This is a genomic window from Corynebacterium sp. HMSC072A04, assembly GCF_001809235.1.
GTDB lineage: Bacteria > Actinomycetota > Actinomycetes > Mycobacteriales > Mycobacteriaceae > Corynebacterium > Corynebacterium hiratae.
Genome location: NZ_KV796809.1, coordinates 94638 through 116995, shown reverse-complemented (window position 1 = coordinate 116995; position 22358 = coordinate 94638). Strand labels below are relative to the sequence as shown.

Genomic DNA, 22358 nt, shown 5'->3' with positions numbered 1-22358 from the left:
AAAACTTTGAAACCGGTGGGAACCGATGCGCCACTAACTCAGTCCAATAAGGGTGAGAAGGACACAGGGTGCTTCTCGGGGGAAAGAAACACACATCAGGCCCTTAGCAAGGGGCATGCCCCAGGTAGGGAACAAAGAAAGGGAGAGAACAATGACTCAAACGTTCCGCACAGAAGCCGACGTAATGGTGGCCACCGCCGGCCGCGTCGACTCCACCAATGACGAGGTACAGGGTGAGCTCACCCGTCTGCAGGGAGTTGTGGACTCCGTCCGCGCCAGCTGGGCAGGCCGCGCGCAGGTTTCCTTTGACAACCTGATGCAGCGCTACAACTCCTCCGCACAGCAGCTGCGTGAGGCACTGACCGCCATCAGCGACAACATCAGGGACAATGCCCGCAACTTTGATTCGGTCGAGGCAGATAACGCCCAGTCCTTCGACAACGTCGGCGGCGCGGGCCTGGCCCTTTAACAGAGCCGCAGCCTTCTATTGCCGCACGCACTGAACCACACACGAGCACACAGAAGATAAGGAACACGCAATGTCTGGAATTAAGTATCAGTTTGGCGCCATCGCTGGTGCCGCCGCCGACATCAACTCCACCTCCGGCCGCATCAACGGGCTCCTCGGTGACCTCAAGGCCACCCTGCAGCCGATGGTATCGAGCTGGGAGGGAGAAAGCGCCGCCGCATATAACGCGGCGCAGGCCAAGTGGGATAAAGCTGCCGCCGAGCTCAACACGGTGCTAGCGACCATCTCCACCACGGTGTCCCAGGGCAATGACAATATGAGTGACGTCAACCGCCGCGCCGCCGCTAGCTGGGGCTAAACCGTCTCGACTGCGGGTCTTTCGCTAGGAGTATGGGCGCAGTCTTCCATCACCATTCACAACCATGAGCGGTGGGTGGCGTGGAGGAAGGCGTGAAGGGCTAGGAGAGGGGGTGCAGTCAATGGAAGGGCTGGACGCACCACCTCACAGTCAGCACTTTCTGCCCACCTAGTGAAAGGCGCCGGTATCGCTTCTCATCAACGTTTCTGTCTCTACCCCCACCCCGAAGTATCTGGGGATGGAGGCGTTGGTGAGGGGCGATATCGGCGTTTTGGGTTTTCAAACAGCCTCATACTAAAGTGAAACACCTATGTGTCCGCACCCCGTCGACGTGGGTGCGCGCGTGCTGCAGGTCTCCACCGGCCGCTGTATGTACCGCGTAGGGGCTTACATAGCGTTGGCCGGCAGTTCCGAGACAGACTTTCAAGGAGTCATTTTGTCTACTTTCCACCCGAAGAGCGGTGACATCACCCGCAAGTGGTACGTCATCGACGCTACCGACGTGGTTCTGGGCAAGCTTGCTTCCACCGTGGCTGACATGCTGCGCGGCAAGCACAAGCCCCAGTACGCACCGAACGTTGATTGCGGCGACCACATCATCATCCTGAATGCGGACAAGATCCACATTTCTTCCAACAAGCGCGAGCGCGAGATGCGCTACCGCCACTCCGGCTACCCGGGCGGCCTGAAGTCCATGACCCTTGGTCAGTCCCTGGACGCCAACCCGGTCCGCGTTATCGAGGAAGCTGTGAAGGGCATGATGCCGCACAACAAGCTTTCCAACGCCTCCATCAAGAAGCTGCACGTTTTCGTGGGCGAGGAGCACCCGTACGCCGGCCAGAAGCCGGAAACCTTTGAGTTTAAGCAGGTGGCACAGTAATGACCGAGCAGAACATCGACAACAATGTAGCCGACGCTGCCGACATCGCTGCAGCAACCGCCGCTACCGAGGAGTTCACCAACACCATCGGTGATTCCCTGGCAACCGACACCGAGGCTGAGGTTGAGACCGCTGCCCCGGCTATCCACGAGGGCCCGATTCAGACCGTTGGCCGCCGTAAGCGCGCCATCGCTCGTGTCCGCCTCGTCGCTGGTTCCGGCAACATCTCTGTCAACGGCCGTGCCTTTGACGAGTACTTCCCGAACAAGCTGCACCAGCAGGACATCCTGCAGCCGCTGACCATCCTCGAGCGCGAGGGCCAGTTTGACCTCAAGGTCACCGTCACCGGTGGTGGCCCGACCGGCCAGGCCGGCGCCCTGCGTCTGGCTATCGCCCGCGCACTGAACATCTACAACCCGGCTGACCGCCAGGCCCTGAAGAAGGCTGGCCTGCTCACCCGTGATGCTCGTGCCGTGGAGCGCAAGAAGGCTGGTCTGCACAAGGCACGTCGTGCCCCGCAGTACTCCAAGCGTTAATCTTCGCGCATACTGCATTTTCGAAAGCCGCTGCTTCCCTTTCGGGGGAGGTGGCGGCTTTCCCCGTTCGGGCAGCGCACTGGTGTGATTCTCCTTATACTAAGCGGCGTGAAAGTCATTCTTGAGAGCGCGCGGGACGCACTATCAGTCCCCTTGGACGCAGCAAAGCTGCTGTGGCGGTACCTGCCGCAGCTGATCACGGTGATTTGCCTGTCGCTGGCCGTGCGCGCGGCGGTGCTGTGGTTGGCGGTGGTTATTTCTGAGTATTCGCCGTTGGCCGCCACGCTCATCTTCCCCTTTGCGCCGCTTTCTGTGATGACCGGCGTCATCGTGTGCTTTTGGATCATGCAGCCGTCCATGGAGTTCTTTGGCGGCGAGACCCGCTTTAGCAAACTGGATAAGACCACGCTGCTGACCGTCGGTGGCCTCCTCATCCCGTTCCTCACCGTGTATTCCTCCCACGGTCTGTTGCGCGACGACGCGCGGACCTTTGTCTACGACTCCGTGACCATCGAGGTGGCCACCAGCTTTCTCGATTATGATTTCGGGCGCTCGTTCATAAACTCCGGATGGCTATTTGCAGGGTTTCTCATTTCTATCGTGGTGCTGCGCAAACTCATTGGTGCGCTGCAGTTGGGGGAGCGCGCCTTTGGCGTGGCCACTGCGGCCGCGTACCTGGAGGTGCTGTGGATGGCCACGGCGTCGCTAAGCATCACCAGCAATTTTGAGAAGGTCCGTGTGTGGATTCTTAGCCGGCAAGGCATTGGCCCCGTATGGGACTCTATTGTCACGGCGAAGGATTGGATTGTCGCCCACACCTGGGTCATTGGTGCGGTGATTGGGTGGCTGTGGAATAACGCGGCGCAAATCGGCAACTTTATCGTCGTGCCCTTCGCATGGCTGACCCTCGGCGCGGTGGTCTACAACACGAGCCTGACCAGAGAGAAGGACAGTTCTGAGCCGGACACGTCAGGCGAGGAGGACGCGGTACCGCCCCTGCAGACGGTAGCCGATGCCCCCATCGAAGGTCCCGCCGAACGAGGAAAGCTCTCCCCGCATGCCGAGCAGAAGATGTGGGCCGATTATGGGCGTCGCTATTCGGAAGCAGCCTTCCGAACGACGCGAGACATGCTGGACAACGCCGCGCAGCCACTCGTCGGCCCCTTCCGTAATGCGTGGCGCAATTTCAAGACGCTGGCAGTCGCCGGTGCGGTCCCCATGCTGACCTTCTGCCTCGTCTTCGTCTTGGCTTCGGGCGCTGAGCTGGGCGTAATCTATGCCCTGCGTGCCATCATCAAACCGCTGGCGCTGGGGACCATCACCATTGGGCTTGAGCCTTATGTGCTGGTCCTTGCCCGAGCCGTGTACTTCCTCGTTGCGCTCCCGCTGGTGGTAGCCGCGCTGGACCGCTTCCTCAACGCTGAGTACGCCGAGGCGGAGGACGCAGATGAGAGCACCGACGAAAACCAAGGCGAAGAGCCGGACGCTGAATCTGCCGTCCCAGCGAGCCAGGCGGGAGAGAAGTAGGTGGAATCGGTGACACAGACTACTGAGCACACTCAAGCCGGTGACGTGGATCGCGCAGAAGCCACGACCGATCCTGATACCCACATCAGCGCGCGCAAGCTGAACATTCTCACCCTGGTTGTCGCGGTGGTGTTGATTGCTGGCGGGATTACGGTTGAGCAGATCAACAGGCGCGGGTCCAGCGAGGAGCTGGCGCGTCCGGACCTGCGAGAGGACCACATCGTGAACCTGCGCCCTGAGACCGCGGACGTCTTGCCGGAGGCCTTCATTGAGAAGATCGCCCTGTGTACCGAAGCACCGCTGCAATCCGAGAATGCTCTGCTAGAAGGAGCCCACGGCTATTCCTGCAAGCCGTGGCTTACCAAGGAGCAGGACGCTGAGGGGCTCATGACATTCCATAGTCCGCGGGACATTGTCATTGGGGAGGAGGCCGAAGAGATGTACAGAGCCTTGCCCGATTATCACGATGATGCCTTCCAGACGTCGACCCGTACTGTTCGCGAGGCGAATGGTTCCGCCCCGGAAGTCCTCGTCAACGAATGGGGCAAGGATGGATTCGGCGGTGGCGACATTTTCGTCTACTACCCAGAAGAGAAGGTAATGGTGTCGTGGCCGTGGAACAAGACCGATCCGGGCGCGGAGGACGTTGAGGCGGTTGTCCGCGCAGAAGGCTTCTAAGCGCCTGTGCGCAGGCGCACCTCATAAGGGGCGCCCCAGGTGACGAATAATTCGGAAGGCTCGAAATCGGCGTTGGTGACGAAGTAGTACGTCATCTCCCATTCAGCCGGCCGCGCGCTGGGCTCGGGGAGGATATTGGCATCTAGTTCGAAAGGATTGATGGCCATCGGCCCCGCAGCCCCTTCGGGTTCACAGAGGTTGGGGAAGGCGGCGGGCATATCGGTCGGCACGTCCTGCGGGGACAACACGAGGCGGACAGGTTGCTCGATCCCTTGGCCGTCACGGAGCCCGACCTCGCAGCCTTCCAGTGGGCTTTCCGGATCCGCATGCCAGTCCACGGTGGCCTTGTAGAGTGCGGTGTCCCCGGGGAGCGCAGGGGGATCCATGAGGCTTTTGTCGGCATAAAGGGAGCTGAATTCGGAGGGGTCTGCCTTGTCGATGGCGGCCAGGGTGACCGTCGCCGAGCGCCGGGCGGTATCGTGGTCTAGCTGATAATCAAAGCTGAACTCGGCGGGCTCTTGCTTGGTGGCCTCGACGGTTGAATGCATCGACAGCGGGCGGTAGCCGTGCACCATGACGGAGGAGGAGGCCGCCACCATGATCGCGAGCGCCGGAAGAGTTGCTGCCCACCACCACGCCTTCGAGGCCTTCTTCGATGCTGTGTCTTGGGACGTCATGCTTTAACCTCCACGGCTGTGTGAAGTTCCTTGCCCATGGGGACCGGTTGTTGGTGGAAGTCGCCGAGGAGATTCTCCACCTCTAGCGCCAGCGTGGCGGGGCCCAGCGAATCCTCTGGGAGTACAAAGAGACTGGTACATGTCATGGGGAGGGAGACGACCTCGGCGTCGCATTGCGGTGTGGTCGTGCGGAAAACACGGCCCTCGGAGTCTTCTAATTTCAGGCTCAGGGGGTAGGAGTGAGTGCGCTCCAGCGTGAAATCGACGGCTACTTCATACAGCTCACTGAGCTCCTCGCCCTCGGGCAGAGTACCGGTGAATTCCGCGTAGTCTCCAGACGCCAGCGGGCGAGTGTGGACGTCTACCTGGCTAATGCGGGTGTGCCCGGGTATTTCGTCGGTGTACTCAAAGTGGGAGAATTCCACCTCGCGCGGATCGGGCATCTGGTCACTAATGAAGATGCCCAGGGAGGTGATCGCTGCGGCCACGGCGATCATGGGGACCTTCTTGCGGTTGAGCAGGGGCAGGGAGGAAGATTTGCGGTGGGTCATGCCAACTCCATCTCTGCTACGGGGGTGGGGTCAAACCAGCGGTAGGACATGTCCAGGCTGGATTTGCGCACCGTCAGATCGTTGAGAACAAGCGCTGTTCCGGGGGCATCGTCGACGGTGATGTCGACGGCGAAGGGAACCCCGGGGTTGGGCCTGGTCACCGCCCCGTTCTCCAGTGAAGGCGCGATGGAGAACTGCTCAAAGGGGATAGGCTCACCATTGCGGGTAAGGCTAAACATCTGTTGGTAGTCCGTGAAGGCGATGTCGTGGGTGTTGAGGAACGTGGCGGTGACGTGGACTTGGCCGGCCTCGACGCGGGGCTTATCGACGACCACCTGGGCCTGCTGCAACTCCACCGTTTCGCCCGGAGCGATGACTGCAGGTTCTTCCGTTTCCGCGGGCTCGGTATTTCCGAGCACCAGAAATAGCGCTGCGACAACGAGTACCGCCATGTTGAACTTGGTGAGCACACCATCGGTGAGGGCTTTGAAGAGTTTCACTCCCTTCGACTCCCTCACGCGAGTCAAGCCTTTCGCATAGGACATGGTGATTATTCAAGCAGAGGACGGCCCAGCGCGCGCGTTAACTGGGGAAACTCCCCACCGGCCCTGCTCACAGGGCAGAAGGTGGGAAGAAGTCTACACAACAAGAACGAGCCGACCTGCGCCAGGCAAGGGGGAGCGGGCATAATAAACAACTATGACTCGACTTTTTGGAACCGATGGAGTTCGCGGCCTCGCGAACAAGAAGCTCACTCCCATTCTGGCTTTGCGCCTAGGGCAGGCAGCGGCGGAGGTGCTGACCTCGGACCGGGAGTCCTACGAGCGCCGCCCGCTGGCGATTATTGGGCGCGACCCGCGTGTGTCGGGCGAGATGTTGGATGCGGCGATTGCCTCGGGCTTGGCCTCACGCGGCGTCGACGTCGTGCGCGTCGGCGTGCTGCCGACCCCGGCCATCGCATTCCTCACCGATGATTTTGGGGCGGACCTCGGCGTGATGATTTCCGCCTCCCACAACCCGATGCCGGACAATGGCATCAAGTTCTTTTCCGCGGGCGGCAAGAAGCTGCCGGATGAGGTGGAAGACCGCATCCAGGCTGCCATGGACAACCTCACCGACGGTGGGCCCACGGGGACCAAGATTGGCCGCATTATTTCGGAGGCCCCCGACGGCCGGGAGCGCTACCTCAAGCACCTAGCAGAGGTCGTCACCACGGATCTGAGCGGTATCAAGGTTGTCGTCGACACCGCAAACGGTGCTGCCTCCAAGGTTGCTCCGCAGGCCTATGAGGCAGCGGGCGCTGAGGTCATTGCTATCCACAACAAGCCCAATGCCTTCAACATCAACGAGGACTGCGGTTCGACCCACATTGAGAAGACTCAGGAGGCCGTCGTCGAGCACGGCGCTGATCTGGGCCTGGCCCACGACGGTGACGCTGACCGTTGCCTAGCCGTCGATGCTGAGGGCAACGTCGTTGACGGTGACCAGATCATGGCGATCCTCGCGGTGGGCATGAAGGAAGAGAACGACCTCCGCTTCAACACCCTGGTGGCCACCGTGATGTCGAACCTGGGGCTGAAGCTGGCGATGCAGGAGCAGGGCATTGAGGTCAAGGAAACCGCCGTGGGGGATCGCTACGTGCTGGAGGAGCTCAACCGCGGTGATTTCTCCCTGGGCGGCGAGCAGTCCGGTCACGTCGTGCTGCCGGATGATTGCACCACTGGCGATGGCACACTGACGGGACTGTCCATCATGGCGCGCATGGCTAAGTCCGGCAAGACCCTTAAGGAGCTGGCCTCCGTGATGACGGTATTGCCGCAGGTGCTCATCAACGTGCCGGTGTCCGATAAGGCGGTCATCCTCAATGCTCCCGAAGTCAAGGAAGCTATTGCCGCCGCCGAGGCAGAGCTTGGTGATACGGGCCGCGTCCTGCTGCGCCCCTCAGGCACAGAGGAGCTCTTCCGCGTCATGGTGGAAGCAGCTGAAAAGGAGCAGGCACGCAAGGTAGCGGGCAAGCTTGCTGCCGTCGTTGCCGCTGTCTAGTTCTACCCGCATAATCGCAACCCTGGGCCTTTGGCCTGGGGTTTCTTCTTTTTCTGCGCGGTGGGGGAACCGGCGGGTGGCTTTCTCAGTCCAATAAGAGCAGGAATCACTGTTTGTTGTGGACAAGAAGGAGGGCGCACATGCCCGACGTATTTTTTGATGAGGAGGAAGCCACGCGGCTTCTCGACGACGTCATGGACCAAGCCCGCGCCCAAAGTGACGCACACCGCGGGGACAGACCGAGCTTTGCCCCGTCTTCTGCGGGGCGGGATTTTAGCGGGCATGGGGCGCAGATTCAGGCGTTGTTGAGTCGGCTACACGAGCGCGGTGCGTGGCGCTTGGAGAACATATCGGCCACCGCGGGCGCCGCGCGTGAGCAGGTGCGGGCGTTTGGCGACGTCGACCGTGGCCTCGCTGGCCAATTCGGCAGCCAGGAAACGGGGGCGAACTGATGTCCACGATGATCAAGTCGCTCTTGGGCGATTATTCACAGGTAGTCTCCCAGTTTCAGGCTGCGAGCCTTGGCGGCTACTCCGGTCCCAGCACACCGATTGATTTGTTGGGGGACATGGTGGGTTCCGTCGACGGGATCAACCCAGGAGAGCTCGTGACGCATACCGCGTCGGCGATGGGCGCGCGACGTCCACTGCGCGGCGGCAATGGTCTGCGGGATTTCCTCCTTGGCACGGTGCTGTCGCTGGCTGGGGGAGCGATCATGGATCACCTGCGCGGCGTGCAGGATGACTTTGAGAAGGAAAGGGACGAAGCCGATGATCTGGTGGAGTCCGCGCAGCAGTGCTCCGAGGCCATCGAAGACGTGGTCAGTGTTTCCGAATCTGCCGTAGCGGAGTTGATTTCTGCAGTAATTCCGCTGCTGAATATCTTGACCATGTTGCTGCAGCGGCACCCGTTGGGCAAGGCCATCGTCCCAGTTATTTCGCGCATTGGCGGTGACCTAATCGACCAGACGAATGACACCATTTCGCAAACCTGTCGGGACCGCGACACTGCCATTGAAAATTGCTACGGCGAGTTTGAAAAGCGCTGCACCGAGGTATGCGAGCGGGAGCTGCCGGAAACCCCGCCTGAGCCTGAATGCGGTTGCGAGGAGAAGCCGAAGGAGTGCCCACAACCGGATCCTGAGCCCTGTGAACCGACGAAACCTGTGAGCCCCGCAGAACCAACGGCACCGGCGCAAGCCCAGCCAACGCCACCGGCGCCGACAGCGCAGCCTGCTCCACCGCAGCAACCAGTCGAGCCGGAACCAGACAAACCGGTGGCACCGCCAGAAAAACCTGCGCCAACCCAGCCCGCAGGGGTTTCGGAAGAAGAATGCCCGCCGGCTGAGGATAAGCCTCGGCCAGCGAAACCGAACACGCCGCATACCGTGCCGACTGAGCCCGCAGCGCAAGCGCAGCCCACACCCGATTCCACCGCAACAGAAGAAGAGCACAAGCCGTGCGGGTGCCACGCGGAGAAGGAGTCGCAGCAGTCTTGTACCTGCACTGAGCAGCCGCGCGACGTGGGAACCACCACGCCGGCCGACGCCGGGATTGAGGTGCCCAGCGAGGTTGACGTGCCGACCGCACCCGTGCAGGCGGAGGTGACTGAATGCCCGGAGGAGGCGGTGCAGGTAGTCGAAGAGGTCGAGGAGCCTGACGAGCCTGTAGAAGCTGAAGACTGTGAGGAAGAAAGCGGCGAGAGTCCTAACGCGGAATCCTGTGAGTGTAAGCTGGAGGAATCCTGCTGCGGAAGTCTGGGCATCCTAGGCGTAGGAGTTGCCATTCTGGGGCTTGGGCTGCTGGCTGAAGCCGCCGTGGATTTCATTGAGAACCTACCGGAGCCTGAGCTGGAACCTGCGCCTGAGCCCGAACCAGAACCAGAGCCGCAGCCGGAACCGGAGCCAGGTCCACCGCCGGCACCAGAACCAGCCCCGGACAACGGAGTCACGCCACCACCGCCAGAGCTAAATAACGTTCCGGAGCCAGAAGCTCCACCGGAGAAGCTGGCGCATATGCAGGCAGCGGAAGCGCCGGCACCGGCACCAGTGCCGGAACCTGCACCGGTACCAGCCCCTGAACCGCCCCCTGAGCCAGCGTCTGGGCCGGCTCCCGGCGCGGGAGCCGCACCAGAAATGACACCGGAAACGGCACCGGAAGAAAGCTCAGATTCCCCATCCGTACAGGCGCGAAAGGCAGGGCAGTGGTAATGCCGCACAATGATTTCGATGAGTTCGCACGCGGATTCCGTGAGCGCACAGCCGCACGGCTGCTGGAGTTTGAGAAAGCGATGGCTAAGGCACAGGACGAGCTTGAGAAGTCCGCTCAGCGCGCGGCCCAAGCCCAAGCGCACACACATGCGCCGCACGCACCTACGCCGGGGCGAAACCCAGAGTCCAGGGGCGTGCCGCATAGTCAAGCGCAGGGGCAGGGCCGGGGCCGTCCGCGCGGTCAGGTGCAGTCGGTGCTCAGGCGCAGCTGAAGCAGCAGCGAGAAACAAGTCTGGTTCCTCGCAGCCACAGGTGATACCGTGAGGTGACTGCCTACTGCACGTATCAACCAGGGTGAGGAGAATGCCGCATGACAACAGTGCCTTGGCTTCATGACGTCCTGTGGGGCGTTCTTCCCATGCTGTACCTCTTGGTGGCTTTTGTTGTGCTTGGCATTGAGATTAAATTCGACAGAGAAATGTCCCACATAAAGCTGTGGACGGCCGCTCAGTTGCTTCTGCCGGGCATTGCACTTATTGCCTGGTATTTTCTTGAAGTCCCTAAGCTAAAACAACTACAGCAGGACGACAACTGATCGTCCTGCTGTAGTTAGGAAAAGCCGCGCTGTGAAGCGCTCTTTCGTTGGAGCTTTATTTGCTGTACTCAAAGCCGGCGCGTTGAGCTAAGTCCTCGCCGGTGAAGCTCTCAACGCCCTTCGCGGAGGCATCGGCATCCGCAAAGCCGTCATACCTGGATTCGCCAGCCAGGGTGGAAAGGAAGAAGCCGGTCACAAGGCCGCGGGCGGTCTCGACTGCGGAGCCCTGGAAGAAGCCGGAACCAAGTGCCAACTTGAAGAACTTATCCTCGCTGAAACCGGACTGCGTGCCCTTGGCAATCTCCCGGTAGGCCACCGGTCCGCCCCACGCGTTGGCCAGCTTTGCGGGGTTGCCGGCGCGGAAGATGTCATCCTGGCCCGCGCCGATAACGAGGCCGCGTGCTTTGACGGTGCGGGCAGCTTGAACGGCGGATGGTGAGGTATCAGCAGGGTAGAGGGCTGCGACGGCGCGGACCTTCGGGTTATCCACGGCAGCCAAGGTGGCTACGCCGCCTCCCATGCCGTGGCCGAAAACGCCCAGCTTGGAAGCGGACACCGAAATCTTGCCAGCGCCCAGCCTAACGCCGGCGGCAATCTGCAAAGCCGATTCGAGGTCGGCAGCCAGGTTACGGTGCTTGGCAAACACACCAGTCTCCGTATCGGGAGCAACCACCACGATGCCCCAGCTGGCCAGGTGGCGCAGGGTGGCGTGGTAGTCCTTGATGCTCTTCGTCCAGTCGTGGGCAAACGCCACGGCGGGCAGGCCCTTGCCTTCAACAGGGGTGTAGACCTTGCCTTCTAGCCCTGCATAAGACAGGTCCCCAACGAGGACGCGGTGCGGGCCGCGCTTGGACAACGTACCGAGATGCTTCTTCAAATTCGCAGACACGCTTTACAGAATAGAGGAAAGCGTAGACAAAGAGGTGGACATGTACCAGATAGGTGGGGGAAGGTTTTAAGCACGATCCTTGCGATTCGGCACGATAAATCATGCTGTAAAATTCCGTTCCATGTGTGGAATCGTTGGATACATTGGCCATAACACCGATGGTCGTGAGTACTTTGCCCTCGACGTTGTGCTGGAGGGCCTGCGCCGATTGGAGTATCGCGGCTATGACTCAGCAGGCGTCGCAATGTACGCCGATGGGGAGATCTCCTGGCGCAAAAAGGCTGGAAAGGTCGCTGCGCTGGAAGCTGAAATCGCTGCGCGCCCGCTGAAGGATTCCGTCTTGGGCATTGGGCACACCCGCTGGGCAACCCACGGTGGTCCAACCGATCTGAACGCCCACCCGCACGTCGTGGACGGCGGCAAGCTCGCCGTCGTGCACAACGGCATCATCGAGAACTTCGCCGAGCTTAAGAGCGAGCTGGAGGCCAAGGGCCATAACTTCGTGTCCGAGACCGACACCGAGGTAGCCGCCACCCTTCTGGCAGATGTGTTCCACAATGAGGCCGGCGGCGACCTCACCAAGGCTATGCAGCTGACCGGCAAGCGCCTGGAAGGCGCGTTCACCCTCTTGGCTATTCATGCCGAGCAGGCCGATCGCATCGTGGCTGCGCGCCGCGATTCGCCGCTGGTCATCGGCTTGGGTGAGGGGGAGAACTTCCTCGGCTCGGATGTCTCCGGCTTCATCGACTACACCAAGTCCGCCGTGGAGATGGACAACGACCAGGTCGTCACCATCACCGCGGATGACATCGAGATCACCGACTACGACGGCAACCCCGCCCAGGGCAAGCCTTTCGAGATCAAGTGGGATGCCGCCGCTGCCGAAAAGGGCGGCTTCAACTCCTTCATGGAGAAGGAAACCCACGACCAGCCAGCAGCCGTGCGCGATACGCTGCTCGGCCGCCTCGACGAGACCGGCAACCTGGTCCTCGATGAGATCCGCATTGAGGAGTCGGTGCTCAAGTCCATCGACAAGATCATCGTCATCGCCTGCGGCACCGCCGCTTATGCCGGCCACGTCGCGCGCTACGCCATCGAGCACTGGTGCCGCATCCCGTGTGAGGTGGAGCTGGCCCACGAGTTCCGCTACCGCGATCCCATTGTCAACGAGAAGACCCTGGTCGTGGCCCTGTCACAGTCGGGCGAGACCATGGATACCCTCATGGCAGTGCGCCACGCCCGCCAGCAGGGCGCCAAGGTGATTGCTATTTGCAACACCCAGGGTTCCTCCATTCCGCGCGAGTCCGACGCCGCCCTCTACACCCACGCCGGCCCGGAGATCGCCGTGGCCTCCACCAAGGCCTTCCTGGCACAGATCACCGCGACCTACCTACTTGGCCTCTACCTGGCGCGCCTGCGCGGCAACATGTTCTCCGATGAGGTCAATTCCGTCCTGGATGACCTGCGTGCGATGCCGGATAAGGTCCAGGCAGTCATCGACAACGAAAAGCAGGTCTACGATCTGGCCACTGCCATGGAGAACGCTAAGTCGGTGCTCTTCTTGGGCCGCCACGTCGGTTTCCCGGTCGCACTGGAGGGCGCGCTCAAGCTCAAGGAGATCGCCTACCTGCACGCGGAGGGCTTCGCTGCCGGCGAGCTCAAGCACGGCCCGATCGCGCTTATCGAGGAGGGCCAGCCGGTCTTTGTCATCGTGCCTTCCCCGCGCGGTCGCGATTCCCTGCACGCCAAGGTCGTCTCCAACATCCAGGAGATTCGCGCCCGCGGCGCTATCACCATCGTCATCGCGGAAGAGGGCGACGAGGCGGTCGAGGCCTACGCCAACCACATCATCCGCATCCCGCAGGCACCGACTCTGATGCAGCCGCTGTTGGCTACCGTTCCGCTGCAGATTTTCGCCTGCGGTGTAGCCACCGCCAAGGGCTATGACGTAGACCAGCCGCGCAACCTGGCGAAGTCGGTGACCGTCGAATAGCGCTGAGCCCTCAAGTGGCACAATGGTGGGTATGTTAAAAACCACCGTTGACCTCAACGCTATTGCCCACAATGTTGCTCGCGTGAAGGAGGCGGTGGCCCCGGCCCGCCTCATGTGCGTGGTCAAGGCGGACGCGTACGGGCACGGTGCGCAGCGCTGCGCACCGGTCATGGCGAAGGCGGGGGCAGACGCCTTCGGGGTGGCCACGCTCGTCGAGGCCGTGGAGTTGCGAGGCGTCATCGAGGACCTTCCCATCGCCGCGTGGCTGTGGGAGCCAACGGAGGACCTCGCCCCAGCCCTTGCCGCTGGTATTCAGATCGGCATCCCATCTTTGATGCACGCACGAGCCCTCATCGAGGCTGCCGAAGCGCCCACCGAAGCCTTCGTGATGGTGGAAACGGGGATGCACCGGTCGGGCGTCGACAAGCATGCGTGGCAGGAGACCTTCCGCCTGCTTGCCGACGCCCCCCACATCACCGTCCTAGGCCTCATGTCCCACTTTGCCTGTGCGGACGAGCCGGAGCACCCGCACAATGATCATCAGGAGGCGGAATTCCGCCAGGCCCTAGCGCTTGCACGCGAGGTGGGGCTGGAGTGCCCGCTGAACCACCTGGCCAATTCGCCGGCGGCATTGACTCGCCCCTCAGCACGTTTTGAACAAGTGCGCGCCGGTGTGGCCCTGTACGGGCTTGAACCGGTGGCCGGGCTCGACCATGGGCTGGAACCAGCCATGACGTGGGAGGCTTCCGTTGTTGCTGTGAAGCCGATTTCGGCGGGGGAGTCCACATGCTATGGCCTGACCTGGACCGCGGATAGTGACCGCGAGCTCGCCACCGTCAGCGTGGGTTATGCCGACGGGCTGCCGCGCGCCTTTCAGGGGGCGCTGCAGGTAGGCATTGGTGGCGAGTTGTACCAGCAGGTGGGGCGGGTCTGCATGGACCAGATCGTCGTCGACCTCGGCGCGAACCCTCATGGCGTGCGCGCCGGGGACACTGCCGTTATCTTTGGGCGCGGCGGTATGAGCGCTACAGAATTGGCCGCGGCCGCTGGCACCATCAACTATGAAGTGGTGTGCCGCCCCACCGGGCGCACCACGCGCACCTATTGTGAAGGAGCTAACGATGCGCAGTGATTTTCCGCACGAAGGGCGCCGTGTGGCTGCCACCCCGGAGGATGCCCAGGCCTTCGGCGAAGAGCTGGGCGCGACGCTGGAAGCAGGGGACTTGGTGATCCTCGACGGCCCCTTAGGTGCCGGGAAAACCACCTTTACGCAGGGCATTGCCCGCGGGATGCAGGTGAAGGGGCGGGTGACGTCGCCGACCTTCGTCATCGCGCGCGAGCACCCTTCCCGCGTGGGCGGGCCGACGTTGGTGCACGTGGATGCCTACCGCTTGCTCGATCATTCGGATGATCCGTTGGGGGAGCTGGACAGTCTAGACTTGGACACCGAAATCGAGGACGCCGTGGTCGTTGCCGAGTGGGGTGGGGGCTTCATGGAGCGCCTGTCCGATGCGTACCTCGCCATCACAATCAACCGCGACTCGGACGATGACGTCCGCGTCTTTACATGGAAATGGGTGAACTAACGTGCTGGCTTTTCTTGCCGAACAGCCCCTGCTGACGCTCTTTCTGATCATGGCGGTGGGACTGGCCGTTGGCAAGATTAATGTCTTCGGCATCTCGCTCGGCGCCGCAGCGGCGATGTTCGTGGCCTTGGGCTTGTCCGCGGCGAACCCGGACATCGTGGTCCCCGCCTTTGTTTATCAGTTTGGTCTGGCCATCTTCGTTTACGTTATCGGCCTGAATTTTGGTCGCAGCTTCTTCGAAGATTTCCGCCGGCGCGGTTGGAAGATGTCCATGGTGGTCATCGTCTTCTTCTTCCTGCTCGCGGGGCTGACAACCTTGGCGATGCGCCTCTTTGATCTGGACCCCGCGATCAGCGTGGGCACGCTGGCAGGTTCGCTCAGCTCGACGCCTGGTATGGCCGCGGTCGTCGAGGCCCTGGGCGGCGATAGCACCCCGGTGGTGGGCTATTCCTTGGCCTACCCTGGCTGCATTATCGGAACCATTTTGGTGGCCGCCATCGGCGCGAAGGCGCTGCGCGTGAATCACGTTGAGGACGCCCGCGCCGAGGGCATGATTGCGGAGCCACTGGAGTGGCGGGCGGTGCGCCTGACCCGCGACTTCGACGCAACGGTAGGGGAGCTGCAGGAAGTAACCGGCGAGCGTGTCATCGCTACCCGCCACGTCAACAATCCCCACAACCACAACCTGGCCTACCCGGAGCTGCCGCTGCGCGCCGGCATGGAGCTCTTGCTCAACGGCACGGCACCAGCGCTCGATAGTGCGATTTCCCAGCTGGGTGAGGAGATCCACCTCAACCTCCACGAGGAAGATGGCCTGGTCTACCGCCGCCTGACCGTGTCCAGCCCACGTGTTGCGGGCTATCAGCTCAAGGACTTGGACACTGTCAAGGAAGGCTTCCTCATCGCGCGCGTGCGCCGCGGTGACTCCGACGTCGTGCCGAACGAGGAAACCGTCCTGCACTACTCGGACCGTGTGCGCGTCATCACCGCGCCGGGCAGGCTTGACGACGTCCGCCGTTTCCTCGGCGACTCCGAAGCCAAACTCGGCAACGTCGATCTCTTCCCCTTTGCCCTCGGCCTCTTCATTGGTCTGCTCTTCGGTGCTATCCCGATTCCGCTGCCAGGCGGCACGACGCTGTCCTTCGGCTTCGGTGGCGGCCCCATCGTCGTCGGCCTCATCCTGGGCGCGCTGGGGCGCTCGGGCCCGATTAACTGGCAGCTTCCTTTCCACGCCAAGCAGACTATCTCCACGCTGGGCTTGACCTTGTTCCTGGCGGGCGTGGGAACGTCGGCTGGCGGCCAGTTCCGCGACGCCTTGTCGGATCCGACCTCCCTGAAGTATATGGGCGTGGGTATTGTGCTGTCGCTGGTCTCCGCCATCGGCATCGTCGCGGTATCCATGCTGGTGCTGCACCTGAAGTTTGATGAATCGATGGGCATCGCCGCAGGCATGACCACGAACCCGGCGATCATGGCCTACCTCAACCCCCAGACCGGCACCCAGCTGGCAGAGCGCGGCTATGCCACCGTGTACCCCACGGCGATGATCGGCAAGATCCTCATGTGTCAGGTCCTTGCCCTGTTGATCGTCTGATCCTTTTATCGGCACCGGAAGGGCCGGTCAGGGTCGCTGCAGGGCGGTCGCGTAGGATATCCCCGTACTGAACTCCCTATTATTAGGAGCACATCCCCATGAATAAAATCGGCCAATTCATCACGACCGTCGTCATCGGCGGCTTTGCCATCGTCCTTGGCTTGCTCATCGCGCTGTCCATGACCCGTTCGCCGGAGGAGCCTTCCTCGACGTTGGGTGAAACCTTGGACACGTACCCGAAGAACCTGAGCTTCTCCGCGCTCTTGGTCCCCGACGTCTACGGCCAGGATTGGATTGCCGGTCTCGTCGTCTGCCCGGGTGCTACGGAGCAGCAGCTTGGGGAAGGCGGCGTGGATGTCGCCGGTATCGACTTCGTCGACGGCAAGGTGGCGGAGGATGAGAACTACTTTGTCACCGTCAGCGTCAATCAGGAGTACCAGGTGGAGAAGCTGAACCGCTCCCAGGTGGACCTCTGCTCCGGCGTCCTCGAGCAGGTGGAGATGGCCAAGGCCCAGGGCCAGGACGCTCCGCCGCTGCGCGGCATCCAGCCGGGCGAGCCGCTGCAGTTCCTGCGCGGTGATGACCAGATGTTGCAGCAGGGCGCTGACAATGAGGACGCTCCTGCCTGGCAGTTCGTGGGCTAATGAAGGTCCTCGCACTCGATACCGCCACCACGGATCTGGTCACGGGCATCGTTGACACCGACACTGGCGACAGCATCGACCGCGTCATCAGCGGTACGCGCGCCCACAATGAGCAGCTCATCCCTACCATCGAGGAGCTGCTTGCCGACGCCTCCCTGACCTACCCAGATCTCTCCGCCATCGTCGTGGGCACGGGGCCCGGACCATTTACCGGCCTGCGCGTGGGCATGGCCACCGCCTCCGCGTTGGGCGTGGCCCTCCACCTGCCCGTGCATGGCGTGTGCACCTTGGATGCCATCGCGCATGGTCGAATGGGGGAGTGGCTGGTGGCCATCGACGCTCGCCGCAAAGAGGTCTACTGGGCCACCTATGACGAAGGGGAGCGCCGTAGCGGCCCGAACGTATCGAAGCCGGAATCCCTCGATCTGAGCACCGCCGGACTTTCGAGTCCGGAGAGCACGCGCCTAGTGTTCCCAGAGTCCATCGCCCCGCGTTTGCCGGAAGGTATCGCTGACCTTCCCCGCGAGTGGGCCACACCGCGCGCCGCGGGTTTGGTGGCCTGCGCTGATCTGTCCGCTGAACCCGCGCCACTCGTCCCGCTCTACCTTCGCCGTCCCGATGCCGTGGAGCCACAGGCCAAGCCGCGCTCGGCCGCGCTCGTCGGCGGCATCGAGGACACTCCCGAATCATGAGGCTGCGCCCACTGACCCCCGCGGACGCGCCGCGCTGCGCCGAGCTGGAAAAGGTACTCTTCCCCGGCGAACACCCATGGCCGGCGCATGCCTTCGAGCAGGAAATCGCGGCGGGCCACACCACCTACTGGGCGGTTGACGCAAGCGACGACCACAACGACAACCGCGCGGAAGTTCTCGGTTACGCCGGCGTGGGACGGATGGGGCCCGCTGCCTGGCCGGAGTACGAAATCCACACCATCGGTGTCGACCCTGCCGCCCAACGGCAGGGCATCGCGCGGCTGATGATGGACGCCATCGTCGAGCTTGCAGATTCCCACGACGCGCCCATCTTCCTCGAAGTGCGCGTGGGCAACGATCCGGCCATCCGCCTCTACGAGGCCTATGATTTTGTCATCAACGGCCTGCGCCGCAACTACTATCAGCCCTCCGGCGCGGACGCCCACACCATGTACCGACCACGAAAGAGTGAGAGATGTTAATCCTCGGCATCGAGTCCTCCTGCGACGAAACCGGCGTGGGCATCATCGAGCTGTCTGAGAACGGACACATGGAGATCCGCGCCGACGTCGTCGCCTCCTCCATGGAGCAGCACGCACGCTTCGGCGGTGTGGTGCCGGAGATTGCCTCCCGCGCCCACCTCGAAGCCATGCCGCAGGTGATGAAGGCAGCGTTGGAGGAGGCGGGCGTCGAGAAGCCAGATGCGGTGGCCGCCACCGTGGGGCCGGGCCTCGCCGGCGCACTCCTCGTCGGGACGTCTGCCGCCAAGGCCTTTGCTTCGGCGTGGGGCGTGCCCTTCTACGGCGTCAACCACCTCGGCGGGCACGTCGCGGTGGCCAACCTGGAGGGCGAGGAGCTGCCGCACTCGGTGGCCCTGCTCGTCTCTGGCGGTCACACCCAGCTGCTTGAGGTCGAGGCCGTGGGCAAACCCATGAAGGAACTGGGCACCACGCTTGACGACGCCGCCGGCGAAGCCTACGACAAAGTCTCCCGCCTCCTGGGGTTGGGGTATCCGGGAGGGCCGGTCATCGATAAGCTGGCCGCCCAAGGAAAGCCCACCATCGACCTGCCGCGAGGTTTGTCCAAGGCCGAGGACCTGCGCGGGCCCAACCGCCACAATTTCTCCTTCTCGGGACTCAAGACGGCGGTAGCACGCCACGTGGAAAAGGCCGAGCGCGAGGGCACCACGGTCCAGGTCGAAGACCTGTGTGCCTCCTTCCAGGAGGCAGTGGCGGATGTGCTGACCGCCAAGGCCGTGCGCGCCTGCCAGGACACCGGGGCCAAGGTGCTGCTGCTCGGTGGCGGCGTGGCGGCGAATTCGCGGCTGCGCGCACTGGCGGCAAAGCGCTGCGAGTCTGCGGGCATTGAGCTGCGTGTGCCGCGCTTCAAGCTATGCACCGACAACGGCGTGATGATTGCGGCGGTGGCCGCCCAGCTCATTCACGAAGGCGCCGAGCCTTCCGGCCTGGCATGCGGGACCGATACACAGCTTGAGGTGGAGGTTCCCCTCGTCGCCTCTGCGCGCTAGCGGATGCGCAATCCCCAGGGGGCCGGTAGTGTGATGACCGATAATCGTCCGGCTCACACACAAGGAGCTCACACCGCTATGACCACTGGATTCCTCGTTAACCCTGATCTGTCCCGCCGCATCATCGAGTTTGAGCTCGAACAGGCAAACCAATTCCTCGGTGGTACCACCGAGGATCGCGTTTCCGTGGCCTTCCAGGATGATGGCCAGACCTACGCGGCGTTGTTCAACCCGAACGCGAAGGCTGACGACGCCGACCCGAACCCGGTGGCCTCCCTGGCCCGCAACGCAGCCGCTACCGGCAACTCCGCTTTCCTGCAGGACCCGATCCGCTCCATCTGCGGCCCGGTCATCTTCGTCACTGCCGACGGCGACGACAAGAACATCGACGAGGTCGTCGAGGCCGTTGAGCACGGCATCCGCGCGGTGAAGAACTACCGCGAGGACAACCCGGAGGAGTACAACCTGTGGCGCGCGGCCGTCATCAACTCCGATAAGCAGGTTTAAATTCGTAAATCCCATAAGTAGGCCTAGGGTGCGTTAGCGCAGCCCTCAGGAACCCAAGGACGCGACGGCTCGTATCGAGTCCGAGCGTCTTTGGCCGTTTTCGAGACGCTCTCCGGTTCTATTGGCCGAGGTTGCGGCGGGAATCATGACAACTCTCGCGCGCGCGAGGGCGGCGTTCGCGGAGGGCGAACGGGTTGGCGGCCCGGGCTGTTGAGGGCTAGCAGTCGCGAGGGTAGAGTGCTAGGCAGGTTGTTTTGACCCACAGTTGTTCACCCGCGACGACGGCTGTGCTGGGCTACCCACAACCGGCACACGCGCGTCCACGTGGGCGCGCATTAAGAACACTTTGGAGGAAATCATCATGGCAAACATCAAGCCGCTGGAGGACAAGGTCCTCGTCCAGATCGTTGAAGCTGAGACCACCACTGCGTCCGGCCTGGTTATCCCGGACTCCGCGAAGGAGAAGCCGCAGGAGGCCACCGTCGTAGCCGTCGGTCCGGGCCGCACCAACGATAAGGGCGAGGTTGTCCCGGTTGGCGTTAACGAGGGTGACACCGTCATCTTCTCCAAGTACGGCGGCACCGAGCTGAAGTACGACGGCCAGGAGTACCTCCTGCTGTCCGCTCGTGATCTGCTCGCTGTCATCGAGAAGTAGGCGATTAACCCTATGCCAAAACTGATTGCATTTGACCAGGAGGCCCGCGAGGGCATCCAGCGCGGTGTAGACACGCTGGCCGACGCCGTCAAGGTCACCCTCGGCCCCCGCGGCCGCAACGTCGTGCTGTCCAAGGCTTTCGGTGGCCCGACCGTCACGAATGACGGCGTCACCATCGCCCGCGACATTGACCTCGACGATCCTTTTGAGAACCTCGGCGCCCAGCTGGTGAAGTCCGTGGCCGTCAAGACCAACGACATCGCCGGCGACGGCACCACCACCGCCACCTTGCTGGCCCAGGCACTCGTATTCGAGGGCCTGCGCAACGTTGCCGCCGGCGCTAACCCGGTGGAGCTCAACAAGGGCATCGCGGCGGCTGCTGAGAAGGTCGTCGAAGAACTCAAGAAGCGCGCCACCCCGGTGAACTCTTCTGCGGAGATCTCCCAGGTTGCCACCGTGTCCTCCCGCGATGCGGAGGTCGGCGAGATGGTTGCCGGCGCGATGGACAAGGTGGGCAAGGACGGCGTCGTGACCGTCGAGGAGTCCCAGACCATCGAGTCCACCGTGGACGTTACTGAGGGTATTTCCTTCGACAAGGGCTACCTCTCCCCGTACTTCGCAACGGAGGAGGAGACCTACAACGCCGTGCTTGACGACGCCGCAATTCTCCTCGTCCGCAACAAGATCTCCTCCCTGCCGGACTTCTTGCCGCTGCTGGAGAAGATCGCGGAGTCCTCGCGCCCGACGCTCATTATTGCAGAGGACATCGAGGGCGAGCCGCTGCAGGCGCTCGTCGTGAACTCCATCCGCAAGGTCCTCAAGGTCGCCGCCGTGAAGTCCCCGTACTTCGGCGAGCGCCGCAAGGGCTTCATGGACGACCTGGCTGTCGTCACCGGCGCTACCGTCGTCGACCCGGAGGTTGGCATCAACCTCAAGGAGGTCGGCCCGGAGGTTCTCGGTTCTGCCCGCCGCGTCACCGTGTCCAAGGAAGACACCGTGATTGTGGATGGTGCAGGTACCGCTGAGGCCGTCGAGGAGCGCCGCGAGCAGCTGCGTCGCGAAATCGAGCGCACCGATTCCACCTGGGATAAGGAGAAGCTCGAGGAGCGTCTGGCCAAGCTCTCCGGTGGCGTTGCCGTCATCCGCGTTGGTGCCGCTACCGAGACCGAGGTCAACGAGCGCAAGCTGCGCGTCGAGGACGCCATCAACGCCGCCCGCGCGGCCGTTGAAGAGGGCGTTATCGCTGGCGGCGGCTCCGCGCTGGTTCAGATCTCCCAGGAGCTCGAGGCCTTCGCCGAGGGCTTCGAGGGCGAGGCCAAGGTAGGTGTGCTGGCCGTAGCCCGCGCGCTAACCCGCCCGGCCTACTGGATCGCTGAGAACGCCGGCTTGGATGGTTCCGTCGTCGTCGCCCGCGTTGCCGAGCAGGCCAACGGTGAAGGCTTCAACGCCGCCACCCTGGAATACGGCAACCTGCTGGAGCAGGGCATCATCGACCCGGTGAAGGTCACCCACTCCGCAGTTGTTAACGCCGCCTCCGTGGCCCGCATGGTGCTCACCACCGAGGCTTCCGTGGTGGAGAAGCCCGCCGAGGAGGAACCGGCACAGGCAGGCCACGCGCACGCCCACTAAAAGCGCGGGGAAACAACGTTTCTCCGGGAATAGCAAAGAGCTACAAGAAAAGGCCCGTCGCCCAAGCCCCGTACGTGGGGAAGGGGCTGCGGGCCTTTGTCCTGCATTCACCGGTGAC

Annotated in this window: 26 protein-coding genes; 22 read left to right on the top strand and 4 right to left on the bottom strand. The window is 62.7% G+C overall.

What is annotated here, in order from left to right; genetic code table 11:
* Positions 1 to 151: 151 nt before the first annotated feature.
* The 6 genes from HMPREF2565_RS11285 to HMPREF2565_RS11260 all read left to right on the top strand — a co-directional run bounded on the left by HMPREF2565_RS11285 (position 152) and on the right by HMPREF2565_RS11260 (position 4448).
* A complete protein-coding gene (locus HMPREF2565_RS11285) occupies positions 152 to 469 on the top strand; it encodes a WXG100 family type VII secretion target (RefSeq protein WP_046648440.1) in 318 nt (105 codons plus the stop codon).
* A 70-nt stretch (positions 470 to 539) separates the two neighbouring features.
* Positions 540 to 827, top strand: coding sequence for a WXG100 family type VII secretion target (locus tag HMPREF2565_RS11280; protein WP_071407385.1), 288 nt, complete (start codon positions 540 to 542; stop codon positions 825 to 827).
* A 436-nt stretch (positions 828 to 1263) separates the two neighbouring features.
* Positions 1264 to 1707 (top strand): 50S ribosomal protein L13, encoded by a 444-nt coding sequence (gene rplM, locus HMPREF2565_RS11275; RefSeq protein ID WP_010189505.1) that lies wholly within the window; start codon positions 1264 to 1266, stop codon positions 1705 to 1707.
* Entirely contained in the window at positions 1707 to 2243 is a 537-nt protein-coding gene (gene rpsI, locus HMPREF2565_RS11270) for a 30S ribosomal protein S9 (RefSeq protein WP_046648438.1), read from the top strand. The genes rplM and rpsI overlap by 1 nt, the downstream gene beginning before the upstream one ends.
* Before the next feature lie 108 nt (positions 2244 to 2351).
* A complete protein-coding gene (locus HMPREF2565_RS11265; RefSeq protein ID WP_070545921.1) occupies positions 2352 to 3770 on the top strand; it encodes a hypothetical protein in 1419 nt (472 codons plus the stop codon).
* A 9-nt stretch (positions 3771 to 3779) separates the two neighbouring features.
* Positions 3780 to 4448: a hypothetical protein gene (locus HMPREF2565_RS11260; RefSeq protein ID WP_141745913.1), complete on the top strand. Its 669-nt coding sequence runs from the start codon at positions 3780 to 3782 to the stop codon at positions 4446 to 4448.
* On the opposite strand, the gene HMPREF2565_RS11255 is transcribed toward HMPREF2565_RS11260, so the two are convergent.
* From HMPREF2565_RS11255 to HMPREF2565_RS11245, 3 genes are read right to left on the bottom strand one after another with little or no spacing between them, the layout of a single operon-like run.
* Positions 4445 to 5125 (bottom strand): hypothetical protein, encoded by a 681-nt coding sequence (locus HMPREF2565_RS11255; protein WP_070821415.1) that lies wholly within the window; start codon positions 5123 to 5125, stop codon positions 4445 to 4447. The genes HMPREF2565_RS11260 and HMPREF2565_RS11255 overlap by 4 nt on opposite strands.
* Positions 5122 to 5676, bottom strand: a complete 555-nt coding sequence (locus HMPREF2565_RS11250) for a hypothetical protein (RefSeq protein WP_046648434.1) — start codon at positions 5674 to 5676, stop codon at positions 5122 to 5124. The genes HMPREF2565_RS11255 and HMPREF2565_RS11250 overlap by 4 nt, the downstream gene beginning before the upstream one ends.
* The gene (locus HMPREF2565_RS11245; RefSeq protein WP_141745912.1) at positions 5673 to 6221 is read right to left on the bottom strand and encodes a hypothetical protein; all 549 of its coding nucleotides are present in this window, start codon (positions 6219 to 6221) and stop codon (positions 5673 to 5675) included. The genes HMPREF2565_RS11250 and HMPREF2565_RS11245 overlap by 4 nt, the downstream gene beginning before the upstream one ends.
* A gap of 154 nt (positions 6222 to 6375) precedes the next feature.
* Between HMPREF2565_RS11245 and glmM the strand changes: the two genes are divergently transcribed.
* The 5 genes from glmM (at position 6376) to HMPREF2565_RS11220 (ending at position 10523) form a co-directional block, all read left to right on the top strand.
* Positions 6376 to 7719 (top strand): phosphoglucosamine mutase, encoded by a 1344-nt coding sequence (glmM, locus tag HMPREF2565_RS11240; RefSeq protein ID WP_049157018.1) that lies wholly within the window; start codon positions 6376 to 6378, stop codon positions 7717 to 7719.
* A gap of 140 nt (positions 7720 to 7859) precedes the next feature.
* Positions 7860 to 8171: a hypothetical protein gene (locus tag HMPREF2565_RS11235; protein ID WP_053089098.1), complete on the top strand. Its 312-nt coding sequence runs from the start codon at positions 7860 to 7862 to the stop codon at positions 8169 to 8171.
* Positions 8171 to 9928, top strand: a complete 1758-nt coding sequence (locus tag HMPREF2565_RS11230) for a zinc metalloprotease (protein WP_070517427.1) — start codon at positions 8171 to 8173, stop codon at positions 9926 to 9928. Before HMPREF2565_RS11235 ends, HMPREF2565_RS11230 begins: the two co-directional genes overlap by 1 nt.
* Positions 9928 to 10200, top strand: coding sequence for a hypothetical protein (locus tag HMPREF2565_RS11225; protein ID WP_071407382.1), 273 nt, complete (start codon positions 9928 to 9930; stop codon positions 10198 to 10200). Before HMPREF2565_RS11230 ends, HMPREF2565_RS11225 begins: the two co-directional genes overlap by 1 nt.
* Positions 10201 to 10298: 98 nt before the next feature.
* Positions 10299 to 10523, top strand: coding sequence for a hypothetical protein (locus HMPREF2565_RS11220; RefSeq protein ID WP_046648429.1), 225 nt, complete (start codon positions 10299 to 10301; stop codon positions 10521 to 10523).
* Positions 10524 to 10578: 55 nt separating this feature from the next.
* Here the strand turns inward: HMPREF2565_RS11220 and HMPREF2565_RS11215 are convergent, their stop codons facing one another.
* The gene (locus tag HMPREF2565_RS11215) at positions 10579 to 11412 is read right to left on the bottom strand and encodes a dienelactone hydrolase family protein (protein ID WP_071407381.1); all 834 of its coding nucleotides are present in this window, start codon (positions 11410 to 11412) and stop codon (positions 10579 to 10581) included.
* 121 nt (positions 11413 to 11533) lie between these two features.
* Here HMPREF2565_RS11215 and glmS point away from each other — a divergent pair, with 121 nt between their 5' ends.
* The 11 genes from glmS to groL all read left to right on the top strand — a co-directional run bounded on the left by glmS (position 11534) and on the right by groL (position 22240).
* A complete protein-coding gene (gene glmS, locus HMPREF2565_RS11210) occupies positions 11534 to 13405 on the top strand; it encodes a glutamine--fructose-6-phosphate transaminase (isomerizing) (RefSeq protein WP_071407380.1) in 1872 nt (623 codons plus the stop codon).
* Positions 13406 to 13436: 31 nt separating this feature from the next.
* Complete coding sequence (alr, locus tag HMPREF2565_RS11205) at positions 13437 to 14537, top strand: alanine racemase (RefSeq protein WP_175973961.1); 1101 nt, start codon at positions 13437 to 13439, stop codon at positions 14535 to 14537.
* Complete coding sequence (gene tsaE, locus HMPREF2565_RS11200; RefSeq protein ID WP_046648424.1) at positions 14527 to 14991, top strand: tRNA (adenosine(37)-N6)-threonylcarbamoyltransferase complex ATPase subunit type 1 TsaE; 465 nt, start codon at positions 14527 to 14529, stop codon at positions 14989 to 14991. The genes alr and tsaE overlap by 11 nt, the downstream gene beginning before the upstream one ends.
* Position 14992: 1 nt before the next feature.
* A complete protein-coding gene (locus HMPREF2565_RS11195; protein ID WP_071407379.1) occupies positions 14993 to 16585 on the top strand; it encodes an aspartate:alanine exchanger family transporter in 1593 nt (530 codons plus the stop codon).
* A gap of 98 nt (positions 16586 to 16683) precedes the next feature.
* Positions 16684 to 17229 (top strand): hypothetical protein, encoded by a 546-nt coding sequence (locus HMPREF2565_RS11190; protein ID WP_046648423.1) that lies wholly within the window; start codon positions 16684 to 16686, stop codon positions 17227 to 17229.
* The gene (gene tsaB / locus HMPREF2565_RS11185; protein WP_070511358.1) at positions 17229 to 17921 is read left to right on the top strand and encodes a tRNA (adenosine(37)-N6)-threonylcarbamoyltransferase complex dimerization subunit type 1 TsaB; all 693 of its coding nucleotides are present in this window, start codon (positions 17229 to 17231) and stop codon (positions 17919 to 17921) included. The genes HMPREF2565_RS11190 and tsaB overlap by 1 nt, the downstream gene beginning before the upstream one ends.
* Positions 17918 to 18403 (top strand): ribosomal protein S18-alanine N-acetyltransferase, encoded by a 486-nt coding sequence (gene rimI, locus HMPREF2565_RS11180; protein ID WP_046648421.1) that lies wholly within the window; start codon positions 17918 to 17920, stop codon positions 18401 to 18403. Before tsaB ends, rimI begins: the two co-directional genes overlap by 4 nt.
* Positions 18397 to 19449, top strand: a complete 1053-nt coding sequence (gene tsaD, locus HMPREF2565_RS11175; RefSeq protein WP_071407378.1) for a tRNA (adenosine(37)-N6)-threonylcarbamoyltransferase complex transferase subunit TsaD — start codon at positions 18397 to 18399, stop codon at positions 19447 to 19449. The genes rimI and tsaD overlap by 7 nt, the downstream gene beginning before the upstream one ends.
* Positions 19450 to 19527: 78 nt before the next feature.
* A complete protein-coding gene (locus HMPREF2565_RS11170; RefSeq protein WP_049157036.1) occupies positions 19528 to 19956 on the top strand; it encodes a hypothetical protein in 429 nt (142 codons plus the stop codon).
* Positions 19957 to 20311: 355 nt separating this feature from the next.
* Positions 20312 to 20611 carry a co-chaperone GroES gene (gene groES, locus HMPREF2565_RS11165; protein ID WP_167595557.1) on the top strand — a complete coding sequence of 100 codons (300 nt, stop codon included), beginning with the start codon at positions 20312 to 20314 and terminating at the stop codon, positions 20609 to 20611.
* Between the two features lie 12 nt (positions 20612 to 20623).
* Positions 20624 to 22240 carry a chaperonin GroEL gene (groL, locus tag HMPREF2565_RS11160; RefSeq protein WP_049157037.1) on the top strand — a complete coding sequence of 539 codons (1617 nt, stop codon included), beginning with the start codon at positions 20624 to 20626 and terminating at the stop codon, positions 22238 to 22240.
* Positions 22241 to 22358: the final 118 nt, after the last annotated feature.